17 protein-coding genes are annotated in these 19,641 nt (G+C 62.1%); 7 read left to right on the top strand and 10 right to left on the bottom strand.

The genetic code is table 11. From position 1 onward, the window contains the following. The first annotated feature begins 28 nt into the window (after positions 1–28). The 3 genes from ABMC88_RS12540 to ABMC88_RS12530 all read left to right on the top strand — a co-directional run bounded on the left by ABMC88_RS12540 (position 29) and on the right by ABMC88_RS12530 (position 3,488). On the top strand, positions 29–313 hold the full coding sequence (locus tag ABMC88_RS12540) for a hypothetical protein (protein WP_349577239.1): 285 nt from the start codon (positions 29–31) through the stop codon (positions 311–313). Between the two features lie 143 nt (positions 314–456). Continuing rightward, a complete protein-coding gene (locus tag ABMC88_RS12535; protein ID WP_349577238.1) occupies positions 457–2,925 on the top strand; it encodes a penicillin acylase family protein in 2,469 nt (822 codons plus the stop codon). Further along, positions 2,922–3,488 carry a pseudouridine synthase gene (locus ABMC88_RS12530; protein ID WP_349577237.1) on the top strand — a complete coding sequence of 189 codons (567 nt, stop codon included), beginning with the start codon at positions 2,922–2,924 and terminating at the stop codon, positions 3,486–3,488. The genes ABMC88_RS12535 and ABMC88_RS12530 overlap by 4 nt, the downstream gene beginning before the upstream one ends. Positions 3,489–3,594: 106 nt before the next feature. Here the strand turns inward: ABMC88_RS12530 and ABMC88_RS12525 are convergent, their stop codons facing one another. The 10 genes from ABMC88_RS12525 to dusB form a co-directional block, all read right to left on the bottom strand. Further along, positions 3,595–3,999 carry a DUF2177 family protein gene (locus ABMC88_RS12525; protein WP_349577236.1) on the bottom strand — a complete coding sequence of 135 codons (405 nt, stop codon included), beginning with the start codon at positions 3,997–3,999 and terminating at the stop codon, positions 3,595–3,597. An 82-nt stretch (positions 4,000–4,081) separates the two neighbouring features. Then, on the bottom strand, positions 4,082–5,380 hold the full coding sequence (gene hflX, locus ABMC88_RS12520; RefSeq protein WP_349577235.1) for a GTPase HflX: 1,299 nt from the start codon (positions 5,378–5,380) through the stop codon (positions 4,082–4,084). Next, entirely contained in the window at positions 5,377–5,616 is a 240-nt protein-coding gene (gene hfq / locus ABMC88_RS12515) for an RNA chaperone Hfq (protein ID WP_349577234.1), read from the bottom strand. Before hfq ends, hflX begins: the two co-directional genes overlap by 4 nt. 125 nt (positions 5,617–5,741) lie before the next feature. Beyond that, a complete protein-coding gene (locus tag ABMC88_RS12510) occupies positions 5,742–7,268 on the bottom strand; it encodes a TrkH family potassium uptake protein (RefSeq protein ID WP_349577233.1) in 1,527 nt (508 codons plus the stop codon). A gap of 13 nt (positions 7,269–7,281) precedes the next feature. Further along, on the bottom strand, positions 7,282–8,658 hold the full coding sequence (gene trkA / locus ABMC88_RS12505; protein ID WP_349577232.1) for a Trk system potassium transporter TrkA: 1,377 nt from the start codon (positions 8,656–8,658) through the stop codon (positions 7,282–7,284). Positions 8,659–8,870: 212 nt separating this feature from the next. Beyond that, positions 8,871–10,268 carry a nitrogen assimilation response regulator NtrX gene (ntrX, locus tag ABMC88_RS12500; protein WP_349577231.1) on the bottom strand — a complete coding sequence of 466 codons (1,398 nt, stop codon included), beginning with the start codon at positions 10,266–10,268 and terminating at the stop codon, positions 8,871–8,873. Beyond that, on the bottom strand, positions 10,265–12,433 hold the full coding sequence (locus ABMC88_RS12495; protein WP_349577340.1) for a sensor histidine kinase NtrY-like: 2,169 nt from the start codon (positions 12,431–12,433) through the stop codon (positions 10,265–10,267). The genes ntrX and ABMC88_RS12495 overlap by 4 nt, the downstream gene beginning before the upstream one ends. 174 nt (positions 12,434–12,607) lie before the next feature. Further along, entirely contained in the window at positions 12,608–13,975 is a 1,368-nt protein-coding gene (locus tag ABMC88_RS12490; RefSeq protein WP_349577230.1) for a response regulator, read from the bottom strand. Between the two features lie 2 nt (positions 13,976–13,977). Next, positions 13,978–15,069 carry a two-component system sensor histidine kinase NtrB gene (locus tag ABMC88_RS12485; protein ID WP_439655598.1) on the bottom strand — a complete coding sequence of 364 codons (1,092 nt, stop codon included), beginning with the start codon at positions 15,067–15,069 and terminating at the stop codon, positions 13,978–13,980. Further along, positions 15,066–16,043, bottom strand: a complete 978-nt coding sequence (dusB, locus tag ABMC88_RS12480; RefSeq protein WP_349577228.1) for a tRNA dihydrouridine synthase DusB — start codon at positions 16,041–16,043, stop codon at positions 15,066–15,068. Before dusB ends, ABMC88_RS12485 begins: the two co-directional genes overlap by 4 nt. A 192-nt stretch (positions 16,044–16,235) precedes the next feature. Here dusB and ABMC88_RS12475 point away from each other — a divergent pair, with 192 nt between their 5' ends. The 4 genes from ABMC88_RS12475 (at position 16,236) to ABMC88_RS12460 (ending at position 19,636) form a co-directional block, all read left to right on the top strand. Beyond that, positions 16,236–17,366 (top strand): bifunctional 2-C-methyl-D-erythritol 4-phosphate cytidylyltransferase/2-C-methyl-D-erythritol 2,4-cyclodiphosphate synthase, encoded by a 1,131-nt coding sequence (locus ABMC88_RS12475; protein WP_349577227.1) that lies wholly within the window; start codon positions 16,236–16,238, stop codon positions 17,364–17,366. Continuing rightward, the gene (locus ABMC88_RS12470) at positions 17,363–17,851 is read left to right on the top strand and encodes a phosphatidylglycerophosphatase A family protein (protein WP_349577338.1); all 489 of its coding nucleotides are present in this window, start codon (positions 17,363–17,365) and stop codon (positions 17,849–17,851) included. The genes ABMC88_RS12475 and ABMC88_RS12470 overlap by 4 nt, the downstream gene beginning before the upstream one ends. After that, positions 17,841–18,317: a CinA family protein gene (locus ABMC88_RS12465; RefSeq protein WP_349577226.1), complete on the top strand. Its 477-nt coding sequence runs from the start codon at positions 17,841–17,843 to the stop codon at positions 18,315–18,317. Before ABMC88_RS12470 ends, ABMC88_RS12465 begins: the two co-directional genes overlap by 11 nt. A 137-nt stretch (positions 18,318–18,454) precedes the next feature. Continuing rightward, positions 18,455–19,636, top strand: coding sequence for an ammonium transporter (locus ABMC88_RS12460; protein ID WP_349577225.1), 1,182 nt, complete (start codon positions 18,455–18,457; stop codon positions 19,634–19,636). Positions 19,637–19,641 lie beyond the last annotated feature (5 nt).

Raw genomic sequence — 19,641 nt, 5'->3', positions numbered from 1 at the left:
TTAGCCTTACGCTTTTGTCTGGCCTGAGGTGATCCATTGGCTGTTTCAAGTCGCCAGCGACCCCGCCACCGATGTGATGTCGCGCCGTGCGGCGATGTTGTTTGCGGGGCTTGCCACGCTGATGTGGCAGGCACGACTGGCCGAGGACAGCCCCCTACGGCGCAGCCTTTGCCTCGGCGTATCTGTCGCCCTTGCGGGACTGGCCATTCTGGGTGTGGCAGAGCTTGTGCGCGGCGCAGTTGGCGCGGGCATCGGGGTTGAGCTTGTGTTTGCTGCGGTGCTTCTTTCGTTTTGGCGCGCTCCTGCGGGCTAGGCCGACTTTGTGATTTTCATGCCCGCCGCAACGTTGCAGCGGGCATATGCTTTTCCTTGCTGTGATGTTGCGCTATTGCTGCCCTCGAAACCTGTCGCCGTGGCCCTTTCGGGCTGTTGGGCGGGACATGAAGAGGGACAGATATGGCATTGCTCTTTCGCTGGTTGATCCGGCTGGCCGCCACACTTTTGGTGCTGAGCGTTCTTGCCGTCAGCATGGTCTACTGGCTCGCCTCGCGGTCCTTGCCCGACTATACCGCGCAGGTCGAAGTGCCGAACCTGTCCCAACCTGTCGAAATCGTGCGCGACAACGCCAATGTGCCGCATATCTTTGGCCAGTCGGACCGCGATGTGTTCTTTGGCCTTGGCTTTGCCCACGCCCAAGACCGTCTGTGGCAAATGACCACCCTGCGCCGCACCGCCCAAGGGCGCCTGTCCGAGGTATTCGGCGCGGCCACCCTTGATACCGACAAGCTGCTGCGCCGCTTTGACATATACGCGCTGTCCGTGGCTTCATTCGAGGAGCTGGACCCCACAACCCAAGCCGCCCTGCGGTCCTATGCGGCGGGGGTGAATGCGCGGCTTGACCAGATCAACTCGGATGCTTTGGGCCGTGGCGCGCCCGAAATGTTCCTGTTCAACGCGCCCATGGCTCCGTGGCGACCCGCCGACAGCATTGCTATCGTCAAACTGATGGGCGTGCAGATGTCGGGCAACATGGACGCCGAAGTGGTCCGCGCCCGCGTCTCGCTTGCTCTGCCCGACGCGGCGCGGCTGCGCGACATCATGCCCGATGCGCCCGGAACAGGTGTCGCTGCCCTGCCCAAATACACCGAGCTTATCGGCGGGGCCACCCGCTTTGCCGCAGCACAGCCATTTGTGCAGCACCCGCTGTCCCCGTTCAAACGCACAGCGCTTGCGGGCGCGTCCAATGCGTGGGCTGCCGCGCCCTCCCGCTCGGCCTCTGGCGGGACGCTGCTGGCCAATGACCCGCACCTCGGCTTTACCGCACCTGCCATCTGGTATCTTGCGCGGCTAGAGCTGCAAACAGGCGGCGTCATCGGTGCCACGATCCCTGGCGTGCCTGCGGTGCTGAGTGGTCGTTCTGCCGATCTGGGTTGGGGGCTGACGTCATCGTATCTCGACGACCAAGATGTCTATATAGAAGAGCTGAACCCGGCAAACCGCGAGGAATACCGCACGCCCGACGGGTTCAAGAAGTTCCGCACCCGCGCCTCGATCATCAACGTCAAAGACCTTGATCCCGTCACGCTGACCCTGCGGTGGACGGACAATGGCCCCGTGCTGCCGGGCAGCCACTATAACCTCGGCACGATCACACCGCCGGGCCATGTGGCCTCTGTGAACTGGACCGTGCTCAGCCAGCGCGACACCACCCTGCAATCCGCGATCGAGCTAATGCGCGCCAAAACCGTAGCTGACGGGATCGCCGCCGCACAGCACTTTATCGCGCCGTCACAGAACCTTACGCTGGTGGACCGCGAAACCATCGCGATGAAAACCATCGGGGCCGCCCCCAAACGCGATGCCGCCCACCAAAGCAAAGGCCGCATGCCCAGCCCCGGCTGGATCGCGGCCAACCGCTGGCAGGGCACCCTGCCCTTCACCGCGAACCCGGGCTTTGTTGCCCCCGCAGGCGGCATCCTCGGCAACACCAACAACAAGATGGTCGAGCGCCCGTTTCCCAACCACATCTCCTATATGTGGGGCGACACCCAGCGGGTGCAGCGCTGGCAGCGCCTGATGCAGGACCGTCAGGTCCACACCCGCGACAGCTTCATCGAGGCGCAGCTCGACACCGTCAGCTTCACCGCCCGCTCGCTGTTGCCGCTGATCGGCGCCGAACTGTGGTTCACAGGCGAAGCCGCCCCCGAAGGCACGCCAGAGCGTCTGCGCCAACGCGCCCTGACCCTGCTTGCCGGCTGGTCGGGCGATATGGGCGAACACCTGCCGGAGCCGCTCATCTACGCGACATGGCTACGCGCCCTCCAAGACCGCCTGATCCGCGATGAGCTGGGCCCCATCACCCCCGAATTTGCCCATGTCGAGCCGCTGTTCATCGAACGTGTCTACCGCGACATCGAAGGCGCATCTGCATGGTGCGACGTTTTCCAATCCGCCCCTGTTGAGACCTGCGCCGACATGGCCCGCCTCGCCCTTGATGACGCCTTGCTGGAAATCTCCGAAAAATACGGCACAGCACTCGAGGCTCTGCGCTGGGGCGACGCACACCAAGCCACCCATGACCATCCCGTACTGGGCACCGTGCCCGTGCTGCGCTATTTCGTGAACATCCGCCAAAGCACCTCTGGCGGCGATCACACGCTGATGCGCGGCCGCACCAAAGGCACAGACCCCGACCCGTTCCACAATGTGCACGGCGCAGGCTACCGCGGCGTCTACGACTTCGCCGACCCCGACAGCTCGGTCTTTGTGACCTCAACGGGCCAATCGGGCCACCCGCTGTCGCGCCACTATGACGATCTGGCGCAGCTGTGGCGGCGCGGCGAATATATCCCCATGTCACTGGATCAAGAGCTCGCCCGTGCGGCAGCCGTTGGCATCACAACCCTGACACCGGCCCCGCAATGACCTCCCGCGTCTTGCTGTTTAACAAACCCTTCGGCGTACTGTCGCAATTCACCGACAAAGGCACCGAAGGCTCCCCGCGGCCAACATTGTCGAAATACATCTCAGAACCGGGATTCTACCCCGCAGGCCGTCTTGACCGCGACAGCGAAGGCCTCATGGTCCTCACCGACCACGGGCCCCTACAAGCGCGCATTTCGAACCCGAAATACAAACTGGCAAAGACCTACCTCGTCCAGGTCGAAGGCACACCGGACGAGGCCGCCCTGAACGCCCTGCGCACTGGCGTGACCCTGAAAGACGGCCCCACCCGCCCCGCAAAAGTCGAGCTAACGGACCCGCCCGAAGACCTCTGGCCCCGCGACCCACCCGTGCGTTTTCGCAAATCCGTCCCCGATGCGTGGCTCAAAATCACCATCTCAGAGGGCCGCAACCGTCAGGTCCGCCGTATGACAGCCCATGTCGGCTTGCCCACGCTGCGCCTGATCCGTATCCAGATCGGCGACTGGCAGCTCAACAGCCTGAAACCAGGCGCTTCGCGCTTCGCCTCCGCCACTGGCGCGTAGTCCCCCCTACCTTCGCATCCTATTTTTTCTGGCCTTATATCCTCTGGGGGAATTGGCCCGCCATGGCCAAGGGGGGGCTGGCCCCCACACTTTTGCTGCACCCTCTTTACCCCAGAACCAGCCGTGCAACCCAAACGCCACCCGCACAAGTCACGCCTGTCACAACCGTCCCCCAAATCAGATCAACCATGACCATCTGCGCCGTCCAGTCTTTCAGAACCGCATAGTTGGTAAACTCGTATGTCCCGTAAGACGCCGCACCAATCAGCGCGGCAGACCCGAACACCCATAGCAACGACTTCCCCTGATCCAGCGCGGGCCAGCCCACGAACCACATGACCACGAACACCAGAAACGCATAGAAAAAGAACGCGGGCACGACGCGGAATTGCTCCAGCATCAGCGGCCCGATCGACTTCATAAAAAGCGGTTTGAGCAGATAGCTCAGCCCGACAAAGTCAACGACCAGAAACAGGACAAAAGCGGCGACATAGGCGACAAGATAGGACATGGGGGTACGGGCTCCTCAAAGGTTAACCCGCTACAACATGCGCCGCCCCTTTAAAAAAACGAGGGGACCACACCATTTTTTTTCAAAGCCGGAGGTAGGCCGCTTCCACATCCGCAGACCAGCGCACCACCAGATCAAAGCCCGTCTCGGTCTGTGTCTCGCTCACAACCACGTCCCGCTCGAAGAGCCACGCACGCTTGCGCCCGTCAGCAAAGTCGAGCGACAGATCAGCGGTGCGCAATGCACCCTGCAGCGCGGCCGCGACCGCCTCTTGCAAGTCATCCAACCCCTCGCCCGTCAGCGCCGAGATGGCCAGCACGTCTTCGTCACGGGCCGCCCGTTCGCGCATGGCGGCGGCTTTGTCGCCCTCCATCAGGTCCAGCTTGTTCCAGACTTCGAAGGTGCGCGTGTCGTCGGGCACCCCCAGCGAGGTCATGATATCGCGCACATTGCGCGCCTGCGCTTCGGATTCGTCATGGCTGATGTCGCGCACATGCAGCACGATGTCCGCGGCCAGTACTTCCTCCAGCGTGGCGCGGAAGGCTGCGACCAATTCCGTCGGCAGGTCCGAGATAAAGCCAACGGTGTCGCTCAGAATAATCTCGGGACCATCCAGCAGTTCCAGACTGCGCATCGTGGGGTCCAGCGTGGCAAAGAGCATATCTTTGGCCATCACATCCGCGCCCGTCAACTTGTTGAAAAGCGTGGATTTCCCAGCGTTGGTATAGCCAACCAATGCGACGATGGGGAATGGTATCTTGGCACGGGCCGCCCGGTGCAGTGCGCGCGTTTTGACCACTTTGTCCAGCTGACGGCGTAGGCGCACAAGCTGGTCGTCAATGGCACGGCGGTCCGCCTCGATCTGCGTCTCGCCGGGGCCACCGACAAAGCCAAGGCCGCCGCGCTGACGCTCAAGGTGGGTCCAGGCCCGCACCAGCCGCGTGCGTTGATAGTTCAGGGCCGCCATCTCGACCTGAAGCACACCCTCTCGGGTGGCGGCACGGTCGCTGAAAATCTCGAGGATCAGACCCGTGCGGTCCAGCAGCTTTACGTTCCACGCTTTTTCAAGGTTGCGTTGCTGCACGGGCGTCACGGGACCGTCGACCAACACCAGCTCGACCTCGTTGTCGTGCAGCAGGTCGTGCAGCTCGTCGATCTTGCCTTTGCCGAACAGTTGCCCCGCACTGACCGTGCGCAGCGGCACAATGTCAGAGCCTACAACCTCAAGGTTTGGCATGGCTTCGGCCAGCGCAATTGCTTCGGCCAAGGCAGGCGCGGGATCGCGGCGCGCGTTGTCGTTTTTGATGTCAGGATGCAGGACCCATGCACGCGTCAGCGCGGGGCCATCTGTCTCGTCAATCTGAAAGTCAGGTTTACTCAAGCGGCGTCTTCGCCCTCATACAAGCTGATCGGCTGGCTTGGCATGATTGTAGAGATCGCGTGTTTATAGACAAGCTGGGATTGGCCATCGCGGCGCAGCAGGACGCAGAAGTTGTCAAACCAGGTGATGACACCTTGCAGTTTCACACCGTTGATCAGGAAAATCGTGACCGGTACTTTGGTCTTGCGCACGTGGTTCAGGAACGCATCCTGAAGGTTCTGTCTATCAGACGCCATAGTTTGTTCTTTCATTTTTTCTTTTCGCACACCCAATCAGCGCGCCTTATCCCAACTATGGAGGGCGAATCCCCAAGTATCCAGCCCCAAACAAGCCCCTTTTGCTGCAAACGCGCCCATTCGTGTCAGCTTCGCCACAGGTCGGGGGTCAGCAAGGCGATAATCGCCAACGTCTCAAGCCGGCCCAAAACCATGGCGCCCGCCATGATGAGCTTGGCAGGATCGCTCAGCGCCAACAGCGAAATCGGTGCCGCGCCGCCGAAGTCCGTCAGCGGCCCCGTGGTCGTCAGCATGGCAGTGGCCAGCACCAGCGCATCATCAAAGGACACGCCCGTCAGCGTCAGCGCAAGGGTCACACCCGCAAATGACAACGCCAGCAGCATAAAGAAGATCCACGCAATGAACGCCCCCCCCGATTGCAACCGCCGCCCCGCAGCCCCCGCCCCCGATACCGAGTTGGGATGCACCAGTTGGTCCATCTCGCGCACCGCATTGCGGTAAAGCGCATAGACCCGCAGCAGTTTGACCCCGCCCGCCGTGGTCGCCACCCCGCCACCGATCAGGGCCAGCCCCATCAGGATCAACCCCGGCGTGCCCAAACCAGAATAGCTTTGCGTCTGGCCCCAGTACTCCGAGGCAAAGCCCGTCGTGGTCAGGAACGAGACGGCGGTGAAAATCGACCCCCATAGCGCCTGAAGCGCAAGGGTGATCGGCGGCTCGCTCGACAGATCAATCGCGCCAAAGAAGTGGCGGGCAAACAGGATTGACGGGACAAGGATCAGGATACCCAACCCGATGCGGAATTCGGGGTCGGTGCGCAACCCGCCCATCGTCGCCGTCACCGTGTCAGAGGTAAATGTCAGCCGCGACAACGCAAACAGCATGAATAACACCATAATCATCTCGGGGATCACGCCGCCAAAGCCGTCAGTGCCCGTGCTAATCCCCGAGGTCGCCATGACCGACATGGCGTGGCACAAGGCCGTCAGACCCTCCTGCCCCGTTGCCAGCAGCAATATCCACAACAGCAGCGTCAGCCCGCCATAAAGCGGCGCCAGCATATACAACGCGCGCCTGATGCGCTGGTGCGGGGTCAGTGGCGCGTTGTTGTACAGGCCCGTCTCGCGGCGGCCCGGCTCGGCCTGTGCCGTCACCTCGAACCCGCCCAGATTGAGCGGCGCAAGGATCGCCACCGCCGCCACCCACATCAACAACCCGCCCATCCAGCCGACCTGGGCCCGCCACAAATGCAATGGCCCGCTGAGACGTGAGGGATTGTCGAACATCGTAGCCCCCGTTGTTGTCAGGGCGCTCAGCATCTCGAAATATGCGTTGAAATACCGTGTGGTGGGCAGTGCTTCGACAAAGGGGACGGCAAAGAAGGCAGGCAAAAAGACAAAGGCGCAAAACAGCGATAGCAGCGGTCCCAACGCACCATGGCGCGGGGTGCGCCCCGCATGGGCCACGCCGATCAGCAGAAAGGCCACACAGCCCAGAAGCCCCGCGTAAAGGAAGGCTTGCGACGCGCCGTGCTGATCCACCGCAAGCGCATAGACAGCAGGTACAAACATCGCTGCCGAGCCGATGCCGAACATCAGCAAGAACAGCGGCAGTTGTGTCAGATCACGGCGCAGATGGGTCTTGGAGGCCATTGCGGCACCCTTCCTAGAAAAAGTCGATCGAGACCTGCATCAACTGTTCAAGCTGCGGCACGTCCTTTGTCAGCACAAAAACCGCAATCACGTCGCCCTCTTCGATGCGCGTATCGCCACGCGGGCGGATCACCTCGTCGCCCTTGCGGATCGCGCCCACCAGCACCCCTTCGGGGAAGTCGATCTCGTTTACGCGTTTTCCGGTGATGGGCGAGGTAGAAAGCACTTCGGCCTCGATCACTTCGGCCTCGGCGTCGCCGATGGAATAGACCGCCCGCACACGTCCGTGGCGAATGTGGCGCAGGATCGAGCTGACGGTGGTGGCACGCGGGTTGATATAGGCATCAATGCCCAAGGGCTGCATCAACGGCACCAGCGTGGGGTCGTTAATAAGCGCGATCACATAGGGGCAGCCCTCGGCTTTGGCGCGGACACAGGCCAGCATGTTGGTTTTGTCGTCGTCGGTCACGGCCAGCATGGCGTCGGCGCGCTGGATGCCTGCCTCGGCCAACAGGGCAGCGTCCAGACCGTCGCCGTTCAGAACAATCGTGCGCTCCAGCGCTTCGGCGGCGAATTCGGCGCAGTGGCGGTTTTTCTCGATCACTTTGGCGCGGATGCGTTTCACGCGCCGCTCCAGCGTCTGGGCCACCGAGAGGCCGACATTACCCCCACCCACCAGCACCACACGGTCCTGCGTCGATGAGGTTTTGCCAAAGATCTCCATCGCGCGGCTGATGTCATCGCGGTGCACAAAGAGATAGGCATCGTCGCCCGCGAAAAGCTGGTCTTTTGGCTCGGGCGCGAACAGACGCCCGTCGCGGCGGATGCCCACGACCACGGCCCGCAGGGTCGAGAAAAGATCGGTCAGCTGGCGCAGCGGCGTGTTCAGCACGGGGCAGTCTTCGTCCAGCGTGATGCCCAACAGCTGCGCGTGGCCCTCCATGAACACCTCGGTGTCAAAGGCGGCGGGGGCAGACAGGCGTTGCAGGGCAGCGGCGGCTACTTCGCGTTCGGGGGAAATGACCACGTCGATTGGCAGATGATCGCGGCGGTAAAGATCGGAGTAGATCGCATCGAGGTAGGATTGAGAGCGCAGGCGGGCGATCTTGCGGTTGATACCAAAGACCGAATGGGCGACCTGACAGGTGACCATGTTCACCTCGTCCGAATGGGTGGCCGCAATGATCATATCCGCGTCCCGCGCCCCCGCACGGGCCAGCACGTCAGGGTAGCTGGCAAAGCCTGCCACGCCTTGAACGTCCAGCGTATCCGTGGCGCGGCGCACCAGATCGGCGTTATTGTCGACGATTGTGACGTCGTTTTGTTCACCCGACAGGTGACGTGCGATTTGCCAGCCAACCTGACCTGCGCCGCAAATGATAACTTTCATGATGTGGAAATCCCCTGCTGCGATAGGCGCATGCTGTGCGTGTCTGTGGCGCACCATTCGAGAGACCCAGCATTGCCAGATGGGGGGATTGGGGTCAATTCAAATGTCGCGTGCGTGCGATCGGCTGCATCAGAAGAACGGGGCGTTGCCCCATTCCCGCGCCTGTCGGCGCAGGAATTCGCCAAAGGATTTAAGCCCAGAAAAAATAGGAGTTAGTCGTCATCGACATGGGCGACACGGGTGCCCGATTTGGCGGAGGTAACGACGCCGAGGCTTTTGAGTTTGCGGTGCAGCGCCGAGCGTTCCATGCCGACGAAATTGGCGGTGCGGGAGATGTTGCCGCCAAAGCGGTTGATCTGCGTGAGCAGGTATTCACGCTCGAACGCTTCGCGGGCTTCGCGCAACGGCAGGCTGGCCATGGCACCCGAGAGGACAACGCGGCCCTCCTCTTCGGAGTGGTCCTCTTCGCCGGGGAGTTCGCGGGCCTCGATGGGGGCTGTGCCTTCGCCCAGGATCAGGATACGTTCGACCATGTTTTTGAGCTGGCGCACGTTGCCGGGCCAGACCATCGTTTGCATGAGCGCCTCGGCATCGTCCGAGATTTCGCGTTGCGGCAGACCTTGGGTCGCGTTGAATTCCGCGATGAAATGGGCGGCGAGCAGAGGGATGTCTTCGCGCCGCTCTGCCAGTGAGGGCACGGCGATCGGCACCACGTTCAGACGGTGGTAGAGCTCTTCGCGGAATGTTTCTGCGTTAATCTCGGCCTCTAGGTCTTTGTTTGTGCTGGAGATCACCCGCAGGTCGACGCGGATTTTATCGTTACCGCCGACGCGGGTGAATTGTTGATCTACCAACACGCGCAGGATCTTGGACTGCGTGCCAAGGGGCATATCCGCCACCTCGTCGAAATAGACCACACCGCCGTGCGCTTGCTCGAGCAGGCCCGGCTCTACGCCCCGCTCGGGGGTTTCGCGACCAAAGAGCACTTCCTCCATCCGTTCGGGCGCGACGCCTGCGCAATTGACCGTGATGAAGGGGGCCGAGGCGCGGTTGGAATTGGTGTGGATATAGCGTGCAGCGACTTCCTTGCCCGCCCCTGCGGGGCCTGTCAGCATCACGCGGCCATTGGATTTGGTGACTTTATCAAGCTGGCCGACCAGTGTTTTAAACGCGCCCGAATTGCCGATCATTTCGGTGTTGGAGCTATCTTTGCGCTTGAGGCTGATATTCTCGCGGCGCAGGCGGGAGGTTTCCATGGCGCGGCGGATGACGACCATCAACTGGTCGATGTTAAAGGGCTTTTCAATAAAGTCATACGCCCCCTGTTTGATCGCCGCCACCGCGATTTCCACGTTCCCATGCCCCGAGATAATTACAACCGGCACATCCGGGTAGTCGCGTTTGACCACCTTGAGAATGTCGATCCCGTCCATTTTGCTGTCTTTAAGCCAGATATCGAGGATCATCAGCGCAGGCTGTTCGGTCGTCACCTGCGTCATGGCATCGTCGGAATTTCCTGCAAGCCGCGTGGTAAAGCCCTCATCCTCCAGAATGTCCGAGATCAGCTCGCGAATATCGCGCTCGTCATCTACGATCAGAATATCGCTCATGGTGTAGGCTCCTTTGGGTCGGATTGGCGTGTGGGCGCGTCTAGGGGCAGCGTAATATGTGCCAGTGCGCCGTGATGGGTTTGGCCCTCAAATACGGGGGCGTCGGTGAGGGTCAGGCTGCCGCCGTGTTCCTCGATGATCTTCTTGACGATGGGCAAGCCCAGCCCTGTGCCTTCGCTGCGGGTCGTCACGTAAGGCTCGAACAGCCGGGCGCGGTCTTCGGGCAGACCGATGCCGTTGTCGGCGATGGTGATATGCGCCGCCCCCCCGTCGACCGATAGGGCAACGTGGACCTGAGGCACCAGATCGTCCGGTGCGCCGTCTTCTTTGAGGGTGTCGATGGCTTCGCCTGCGTTTTTTATTAAGTTTGTTAACGCCTGTGTAATCATTGTCCCGTCGATCAGCGCGGGGAGTTCTGCGGCCGGCACGTCAGATATGAGTTTTATGTCCGGCCTGCCCGTCTTTTGCAGCAGCACCGCATCGCGGACCAGTTGGCCAAGGTCTTGGGCCTTGCGCTCGGGCTCTGGCATACGGGCGAATTTCGAGAATTCATCGACAATACGGCGCAGATCACCCGTTTGGCGAATGATAACGCCGGTCATCTGTTCAAGGCTGTCGCTGTCGTCGCCCAGCTTTGGCGCGAATTTGCGTTTGATCCGCTCGGCCGAGAGTTGGATCGGGGTGAGCGGGTTCTTGATCTCGTGGGCGATGCGGCGGGCAACGTCGCCCCATGCGGCCATCCGCTGGGCGCTGACCAGATCGGTGACATCGTCAAAGGCCACAACATAGCCCTCAAGCCGCCCGTCATCGGTGCGCCGAGTCGCCATGCGCACCAGCAGGTTTTCCATGCGGCCTTGTCGTGAGACTTTGATCTCTTGCTGCGTGGCTTCGGCGGCGGTGGTGGTCAGTGTCTGGTATAGAGGACCGAATTCAGGCACCACAACCGACAGCGCCAGCGATTGCTGGTCTTCCTTCCAGTCGAGCAGCCGCATGGCAGAGCGGTTTACAAAGGTCACGCGCCCTTCGGGGTCAAGGCCGACAACGCCTGAAGTGACCGAGCTAAGCACAGAATCAAACAGACGGCGGCGGCGTTCAATCTGGCGGGTGTTATCCAGCAGCGTGTTGCGCTGGCCCTTCAGCTGTTTGGTCATCTGGTTAAAGTAGACGCCCAGCATGGCGATTTCGTCATCGCCGTCATCCTCGCGCACTTGCACGTCCAGATCGCCTGCCCCGACACGCTGTGCGGCACCGGTCAGACGGCCAACGGGGCCGGACAAACGCTCGGCAAACCACAGACCCAGCCAGACGGCGGCAAGGATGATGATAACAGCAAAGGCGAGGTACAGCAGGCCGAATTCGAACAACATGCGCCCCCGCTCGCTCTCAAGCTGTTGATAGAGGCGGATCGTTTCTTGGGTGTCGTCCAGCAGGCTGAGAATTTCGCCGTCGACTTCGCGGCTGACATAAAGGAACCGATCGACGAAAGAGGTAAGCCGGATCAGGGCGCGGAACTCGTTATTCTCCCAATCCTCGATCAGGCGCACATCTGTGGCGCTGGCGGTTGCGATTTCTTCGGCGGTAGGCGCGTCATAGTCGAACAGATACGAGCGATCGCCGCGGGCGCGAATTTCTGCTGTGCCATCAATCATATAGGCCTCGCGCAGGCCGCGCTGGATTTGCCGCTGCCCCTCGCTCAACAATTCGCTATCCCCCAGCCGTGTGCCGCCACGGCGCGCGCGGTCGATGCTGCGCGCAAGGCCAAGCGCGTCGGCCCGCAGGCCTGCGCGTTCTTCCTCGGCGTAGGCTTCGGCAGCCAGCAATGAATTGCCAACCACCACGCGCACGCGCTCGGAAAACCAGCCCTCGATGCCGACATTGATGGTCAGCACCGCAAACACCGCGACGGATACTGTGGGGATCAACGCCATGAGCGCGAAAACACCCGTCAGCCGCAGGTGAAGCCGCGAGCCCGCCGATTTCGCCCGCCGCGCCGTGATCAACCGCGCCACCTGCGCCAGCACAAGGGCGGCGACAACCAGAATATAGACAAGATCCAGCAGCAAGATCAGGCGCAGGATATCCGTGCTGCCCTGATCCAGCGGCCCCAGCGCCAGATAGGTCGCCAGCGCCAGCACCGGCCCCAGAATCACCAACCCGAACGTCATTACCGTGCGCACGCGCCTAAGCCGCCGCAAACGCGACAGGGTAACCAGCCAAGAACTACGTGTTAGGGAAGCCACAAAGAGCCCCTTACCTGATGTGGTGCATATGCACCGTACCGCCATTTTATGTGGTCCTGACCAAGGATGTCCCTTGATGGCCACGCTTATGTGGTACTTTTACATCATTTTTCGACCGCGTGTAACCTCTATTTCAAGGTCCGTGATCTTCTTTCGCAAAGTATTTCGGTTAATTCCCAAGAGCTCGGCACATTTCGCCTGATTTCCCGAGGTCGCGGCAAGGGCGACCTCCAGCAACGGGCCTTCCACTTCGCGCAAGATCCGCTGATAGAGGCCGGGGGGCGGCAGCATATTGCCGTGCAGCTCAAAATAACGGCGGATGTGGCGCTCGACGCTGGCGCCCAGCTTTTCACTGGTGGGACCAGAGATGGCGCGCATGGGTTCGGGGCCTTGCTGGCCTCCGACGATCTGTTCGGCCTCGGCACCGGTGATTTCAACCGCGCGGCTGGTCAGGGCCAGCTGGCGCATCGCATGTTCCAACTGCCGCACGTTGCCGGGCCATGCATAGGTTGAAAACACCTTGGCCGCGAGGTCTGACAGCGCGTGAGGCGCCCCCCCGGCAGCATCGGCTTTTTCCAGAAAATGCGCAGCCAGCAGGGGAATATCCTCAACGCGGTCGCGCAGGGCCGGCACGTGCAGCGTGGCCCCCGACAAACGGTAAAACAAATCACGGCGCAGCGGAGCACCCTCATGGGCCAGATCGTGCTGCGAGGTGGCAATAAAGCGTGGCGGGCTGTCGGTTTCGGCATCCATCATCCGCGCGATGCGGGCCTGCACCTCCTCCGAAATATCGCCAATCTCATCGATCAGTAGCGTGCCGCCGCGCACACGGGCCAACACGCGCGCGGGGCCTTCGATGTCGCGCAGATCGGCCTCGGTCACGGTCACAAACGGCAGCGAGCGGCGGTCGGACAGATCATGCACAGCCTTGGCGATCAGGGACTTGCCCGTGCCGCTTTCGCCCCAGATCAGGACGGGCAAGTCGGTGTTCATCACCCGCGCAATCACGCGGTAAAGCGCCTGCATCACAGCCGTTTTGCCCACCATGGGCAGATCGTCCTCGTCGTTTTGCGCCGTTGTATCGGGGGCGCGGCGCGGCGCGCCTGCCCGCTCCAGTGCGCGCGCGGTGCGCTTCATCAGGTCGGGCAGATCAAAGGGTTTGGGCAGATAATCATAGGCCTCTGCCTCGGCCGCTTTGATCGCCGTCATAATTGTATTCTGCGCCGAGATCACAATCACAGGCAGATCGGGGCGGTCCTGCGCGATCTTCGGCAACATTTCGAGCCCGTTTCCGTCGGGCATCACCACATCCGAGATGACAACATCGCCCTTCCCTTCTGCCACCCAGCGCATCAGCGTGGTCAGGCTGGACGTCGCGTGAACCTTGCAGCCCGCACGCGTCAGCGCCTGCGTCAGGACCGTGCGAATGGTGCGGTCGTCATCGGCCACCAATACTGTGCCATCCATGGTTAACTCTCCTTCTGGGGGGCTGCATCTGCACGCGGCAGGGAAATGCGAAACACCGTTCGACCGGGGGTCGAGTTGACGGCGATCCAGCCGTCATGCTCGGATATAATCTTGCTCACCAATGCGAGCCCAAGGCCGGTGCCGTTTTCACGGCCCGACACAAAGGGATCAAACACATCGTCGGCAATGGCCGCGGGCAAGCCCGGCCCGTCGTCGATCACTTCGATCTGCAAAGGCAGCGCCACGCCGCGCCCGTCTGCACGGCGCAAGCGAAATGAATGCTCGTAATAGCTGTGCAGTCGGATGGTGCCACCGCTCAGGCCTGCCGCCTCGGAGGCGTTTTTCACAAGGTTCAGCACCACCTGCAACAGCTGGTCCTTGTCCCCCCACGCCAGCGGCAGCGACGGGTCATAGTCTTCGACGATCTTCATCCGCGCCCCAAAGCCCAGCAAGGCCGAGCGCCGCGCACGGTCCAGCACGTCATGCAGGTTCACAGGCCCGCGTTCGGGCAAGGTGAGGTTGCCAAACTGCTCGACCTGCTCCAGCAGCTTCACGATACGGCGGCTTTCGGCCACAATAAGGTCGGTCAGTTCCTGATCTTCCTTGCTCAGGTTCATGCTAAGCAATTGCGCCGCGCCCGTGATCCCCGCCAGCGGGTTCTTGATCTCATGCGCGAGCATTTCTGCCATGCCGATGGCGGATTTCGCGGCGGATTTGACCGAATTGCTTTGGGTCATGCGCCCCGCCAATTCCCGGGGAGAGATCATGAGGATCATCACCCCGTCAGAATCGGCCAAAGGCGCAATCTGTAGCTGGGATTGCAACGGCGGGCGCATCCCGCTGCCCACATCCACATCGTTCACAAACAGCGTGGTTTGCGTGTCGCGGGCGCGGGCAAAGGCTTCCTCCAGCGGGGCGTCAACGGCGATGAGGTCCCAGACAGGCACATCCGCCACGCTTTTGGCCGAGGTATTGAGAAACCCTTCGGCGGCGGCGTTGATGTCTACAATGCGGTCGGCGCGGTCCACCAGAATGGAGGGCACGGGCAGCGAGGCCCACAGGCTGCGCTCTGCCATTGGGACAGCGGCGCTCATGCGGCGGCCTCCCACTGGGCGGGGTCAAGGGCTGCGGGCAGCAGAACCATCGTTTCCTCAACGCTGCGGGCGGTCAGCACGGCGCGGCGGTGTGTGTCTGGCGTGGCTGCGTGATCCATGTACCACCCCAAATGTTTGCGGGCCACGCGCAGGCCCAGTTTGGTCCCGTAGAACCGCAGCAGGTCGTCGTAGTGGTCCAGAACCATCTGGGTAAACTCCGCCCCTTGCGGCACCACTGGTGCGGGCGTGCCATAAATGTCATGCGCCACCTGCGCCAACAGCCAGGGCCGCCCCTGCACACCGCGCCCGATCATCACGCCGTCCGCACCCGATTGCGCCAGCGCAGCCCGTGCGGTTTCCGTGTCCACGATGTCGCCATTTGCGATAACAGGTATGTCCACCGCCTCGACCACACCGCGAATGGCCGCCCAGTCGGCGCGGCCCTTATAGAACTGGCACCGCGTGCGCCCGTGGATCGTGATCATCTGGATGCCGGCCGCCTCTGCCCGCCGCGCAATATCGGGCGCGTTCAGCATATCGTCGTCCCACCCCAAACGGGTCTTGAGCGTCACAGGCACGTTCACCGCCTCCACCACCGCCTCGATCAGGCGCAGCGCGTGGTCAGGCGTTTTCATCAAGGCCGAGCCTGATGCCCCTTGCGTGACCTTCTTGGCGGGACAGCCCATATTGATGTCGATCAGCCGCGCACCTTGCGCCTCGATCATCCGCGCGGCCTCGGCCATGGGTGCGGCCTCGCGGCCCGCGATCTGCACGGCGGTGCCTTCGATGCCAAGGCCCAGTTCGGCCTTCTCACGCGTGCCGGGGCGGCTGGTCAGCCACTCGCCCGAGGCGATCATCTCGCTCACCACAAGGCCCGCGCCAAACCGCGCCACAAGGCTGCGGGTCGGCAGGTCGGTGATGCCGGCCATGGGGGCCAGAAAAACAGGTGGGGTGAGGGAAAGCGGAAAACTCATCAGGCTCGTGCTTAATTGCTAGGCGATAGAGCAGAAGCTACGGCAACAGCGGCGCTTTATCAATGCCAGCCGGAGGGATTTGCCCCCTCAGACCGTACGTAATGCTTAAAAATTAGGCAGCATTGCCCTGCGCGTGCATTGCACGGGCGCGTGTGATTTCCTAAGACTGATCCACGCAAAAAAGGAGAGCCCATGCGCATCTATGCCCTGATCGTCGCCGCAGGCCGTGGCACCCGTGCGGGCGGGGATATGCCAAAGCAATGGCAGCCGCTGTGCGGCGCCCGCGTGATCGACCATACGATCGCCGCGTTCGAGGCGCATGCAGGCGTCGCGGGCATCACCGTGGTGCTTCACGCGGACGACATGGACAAAGCCCCCGAATTCGAGGCACGCGGCATCACCGTCATAGCAGGCGGCGCCGAGCGGAGCCTGTCGGTCCAAGCGGGCTTGAGCGCCCTGCCCGATTGTGATGCGGTTCTGATCCATGACGCGGCGCGCCCTTGTGTCAGTGCGCGTGTCATCCAGGACGTGATCGACGCATTAGAAACCTCCGCAGGGGCCGCACCGGGGTTGGCGGTGACAGATGCGCTTTGGACCGGCACAAACCAGACCGTGACAGGCACCCAAGACCGCAGCGGCCTGTATGCGGCGCAAACGCCGCAAGGATTTCACCGCCAAGCCATCGCAGACGCCCATGCCGCCCACACAGGCATCGCTGCCGATGATGTCGCCGTGGCCCGCGCCCACGGGCTGACGGTTGCCATTACGGCTGGCGACACGGATAACATCAAAATCACAGGTCCGGACGATTTCGCCCGCGCCGCAAGGATATTGGAGAGCAGGATGGACATTCGCACAGGTAACGGGTTCGACGTGCATGCCTTTGGTGAGGGCGATCATGTGATGCTTTGCGGTGTTGCGATCCCGCATAGCCACGGGTTGGTCGGCCATTCGGACGCGGATGTGGGACTGCATACAATTACCGACGCGATCTATGGCGCTTTGGCGGCGGGCGACATCGGCACGCATTTCCCGCCTTCGGACCCACAATGGAAAGGCGCCGAAAGCCATATCTTCCTGCGGCACGCGGCGCAGATGGCGCGGGACCTCGGCTTCACCCTCGCCCATATTGACTGCACGCTCATCTGCGAACACCCCAAGGTCGGCCCCCACGCCGCGCCGATGCGCGACGCAGTGGCCCAGATGGTCGGGATCGAGCGCGACCGCGTTTCCGTCAAGGCAACCACCTCCGAGCGGTTGGGCTTTACCGGACGCGGCGAAGGGATTGCGTGTATGGCCACCGCAACTCTGGTGAAATTGTGATGCTGGCGCGGATGATCGCGACCCTGCTTGGCACAGGGTATTTGAAGCCCGCGCCGGGGACTTGGGGCTCGCTTGTGTCGTTGCCTTGGGCATGGCTGCTGCATGTGATCGGCGGGATGCCCTTGCTGGTACTGGGCATTGTCGCCGCGTTTTTCAAAGGCTGGTGGGCCACGGCGCAGATGACAAAAGGCAGCGATGACCACGACCCTTCCGAGATTGTCGTGGACGAGCTGGTCGGCCAATGGATCGCCGTGCTGCCGCTGTCGATTGCAAGCTGGCGGATGGGGATTGATATCACCGTCATGTGGCCCGGCTGGATCGCGGCCTTTGTGTTTTTTCGGCTGTTCGACATCTGGAAGCCGTGGATTGTCGGCTGGGCCGACAGGCGCGGAGATGCGCTGGGGGTGATGTTGGACGATGTGTTTGCCGGCGTGTTTGCGGCCCTCGCGGTCGTCGCACTTGCGGGTCTGTATCATGCGTTCTGAAATCCTTGATCTGGCCCGCGCCCGCGGCATCATGATCGCCACCGCCGAAAGCTGCACCGCAGGCATGGTAGCGGCCGCCCTCACCGATCCGGCGGGATCGTCGGCAGTGTTCGAGCGCGGCTTTGTCACCTATTCCAACGCCGCCAAGATCCAGATGCTGGGGGTGGATGCCGCCACCCTTGCGGCGCATGGCGCGGTGTCAGAGGAAGTTGCCGCAGAGATGGCACAGGGCGCAGTCCATCGCAGCGATGCCCAATTGGCCGTATCCCTCACCGGCATCGCAGGCCCGGGAGGGTCCGAGCACAAGCCCGAAGGCCGCGTGTGTTTTGGCCTGTCAGGACCGCAGGGCACCCAGACCCAGATCATTGAGTTCGGCGCGTTGGGACGCGACGGGGTGCGCACAGCGGCCCGCGATCATGCCCTGGACCTGCTGCGCGGCGCGCTTTGCGAACTGCCCGAAGTTTAATCACACGACGCACAAACGCGCCCGAATTCTAGGCAGACGCAAAATTGCCCGATTAAATGGCACTCGATTCTCAATTGCCGCTTTTCGCAGCACCTCGCGTACGGTTTATCCCCCGCAAAACTTGTGGGAGACAACAAATGAACGGCGCAGATACAGCTTGGATAATGACGGCCACCGCCTTGGTGCTGCTGATGACACTACCGGGGCTTGCCCTGTTTTACGGCGGGCTGGTCCGCGCGCGCAACGTGCTGAGCGTGTTCATGCACTGCTACGCCATCGCCTGTTTAATGAGCGTTCTTTGGTTCCTCTTCGGCTATAGCATCGCCTTTGGCGAGGGCGGCACAGGTTACTGGGGCGGCTTGGGCAAAATGGCATTGGCGGGCGTGACCGCCGACAGCCAGTCAGGCACCCTGCCCGAGATCCTGTTCTTTGCCTTCCAGATGACTTTCGCAATCATCACGCCCGCGCTGATCGTTGGCGCCTATGTCGAGCGGATCGGCTTTGGCTTTGTCATGCTCTTCTCGGGTCTGTGGATGCTCTTGTGCTATGCGCCTGTGGTGCATTGGGTCTGGGGCGGCGGGATGCTGGCCGATGGCGGTATCTTCGGCGAAGTCGGCGTGCGTGATTTTGCAGGCGGTATTGTGGTGCACGAGACGGCGGGCATCGCGGCGATCATCCTTGCGATCTTCCTTGGGGCACGCAAAAACCAGACAACACCCCCGCACAACCCCGGACTGGTCATGATCGGTGCGGCGCTGCTGTGGGTCGGCTGGTTCGGCTTTAACGGCGGCTCGCAACTGGCCGCTGACGGTGGCGCCGCTATGGCGATCACGGTCACGCATATCTCTGCCGCGACAGCTTCGCTTAGCTGGGCGCTGTGGGAACGGATCAAATTCGGCAAATCCTCAATGGTGGGTCTGGTGACGGGTACGATTGCGGGCCTTGCCTCGATCACGCCTGCGTCCGGCTTTGTCGGCCCGTGGGAGGCGCTGTTGATCGGTGCTGTGGCGGGTGTCTTGTGTCAGGAAGCGGTCACCCTGATCCGCAACAAGGCCAAGATCGACGACACGCTGGACGTCATGGCCGTGCACGGTGTGGGCGGTATCTTTGGCACGATCATGATCGCGGCCTTTGGTGCGGGGTCTTGGGCCGCGCAACTGGGTTCGCTGGCGATTGTCGGCGTGTTCACCACCGTCGTCACCATCGTGCTGGTCCTTGTTTGCCGCATGGTCACGCCACTGCGTGTGGACGCCGAGACCGAGGTGAACGGCCTTGATCTGGCTGTTCATGGCGAGCGGGCCTACGACATCACAAGCTGATCTAT

The sequence above is a fragment of the Sulfitobacter aquimarinus genome, assembly GCF_040149565.1.
Lineage (GTDB): Bacteria > Pseudomonadota > Alphaproteobacteria > Rhodobacterales > Rhodobacteraceae > Sulfitobacter > Sulfitobacter aquimarinus.
Note: the sequence above shows the minus strand (reverse complement) of the source record. Positions and strands in the feature narration are given on the sequence as shown.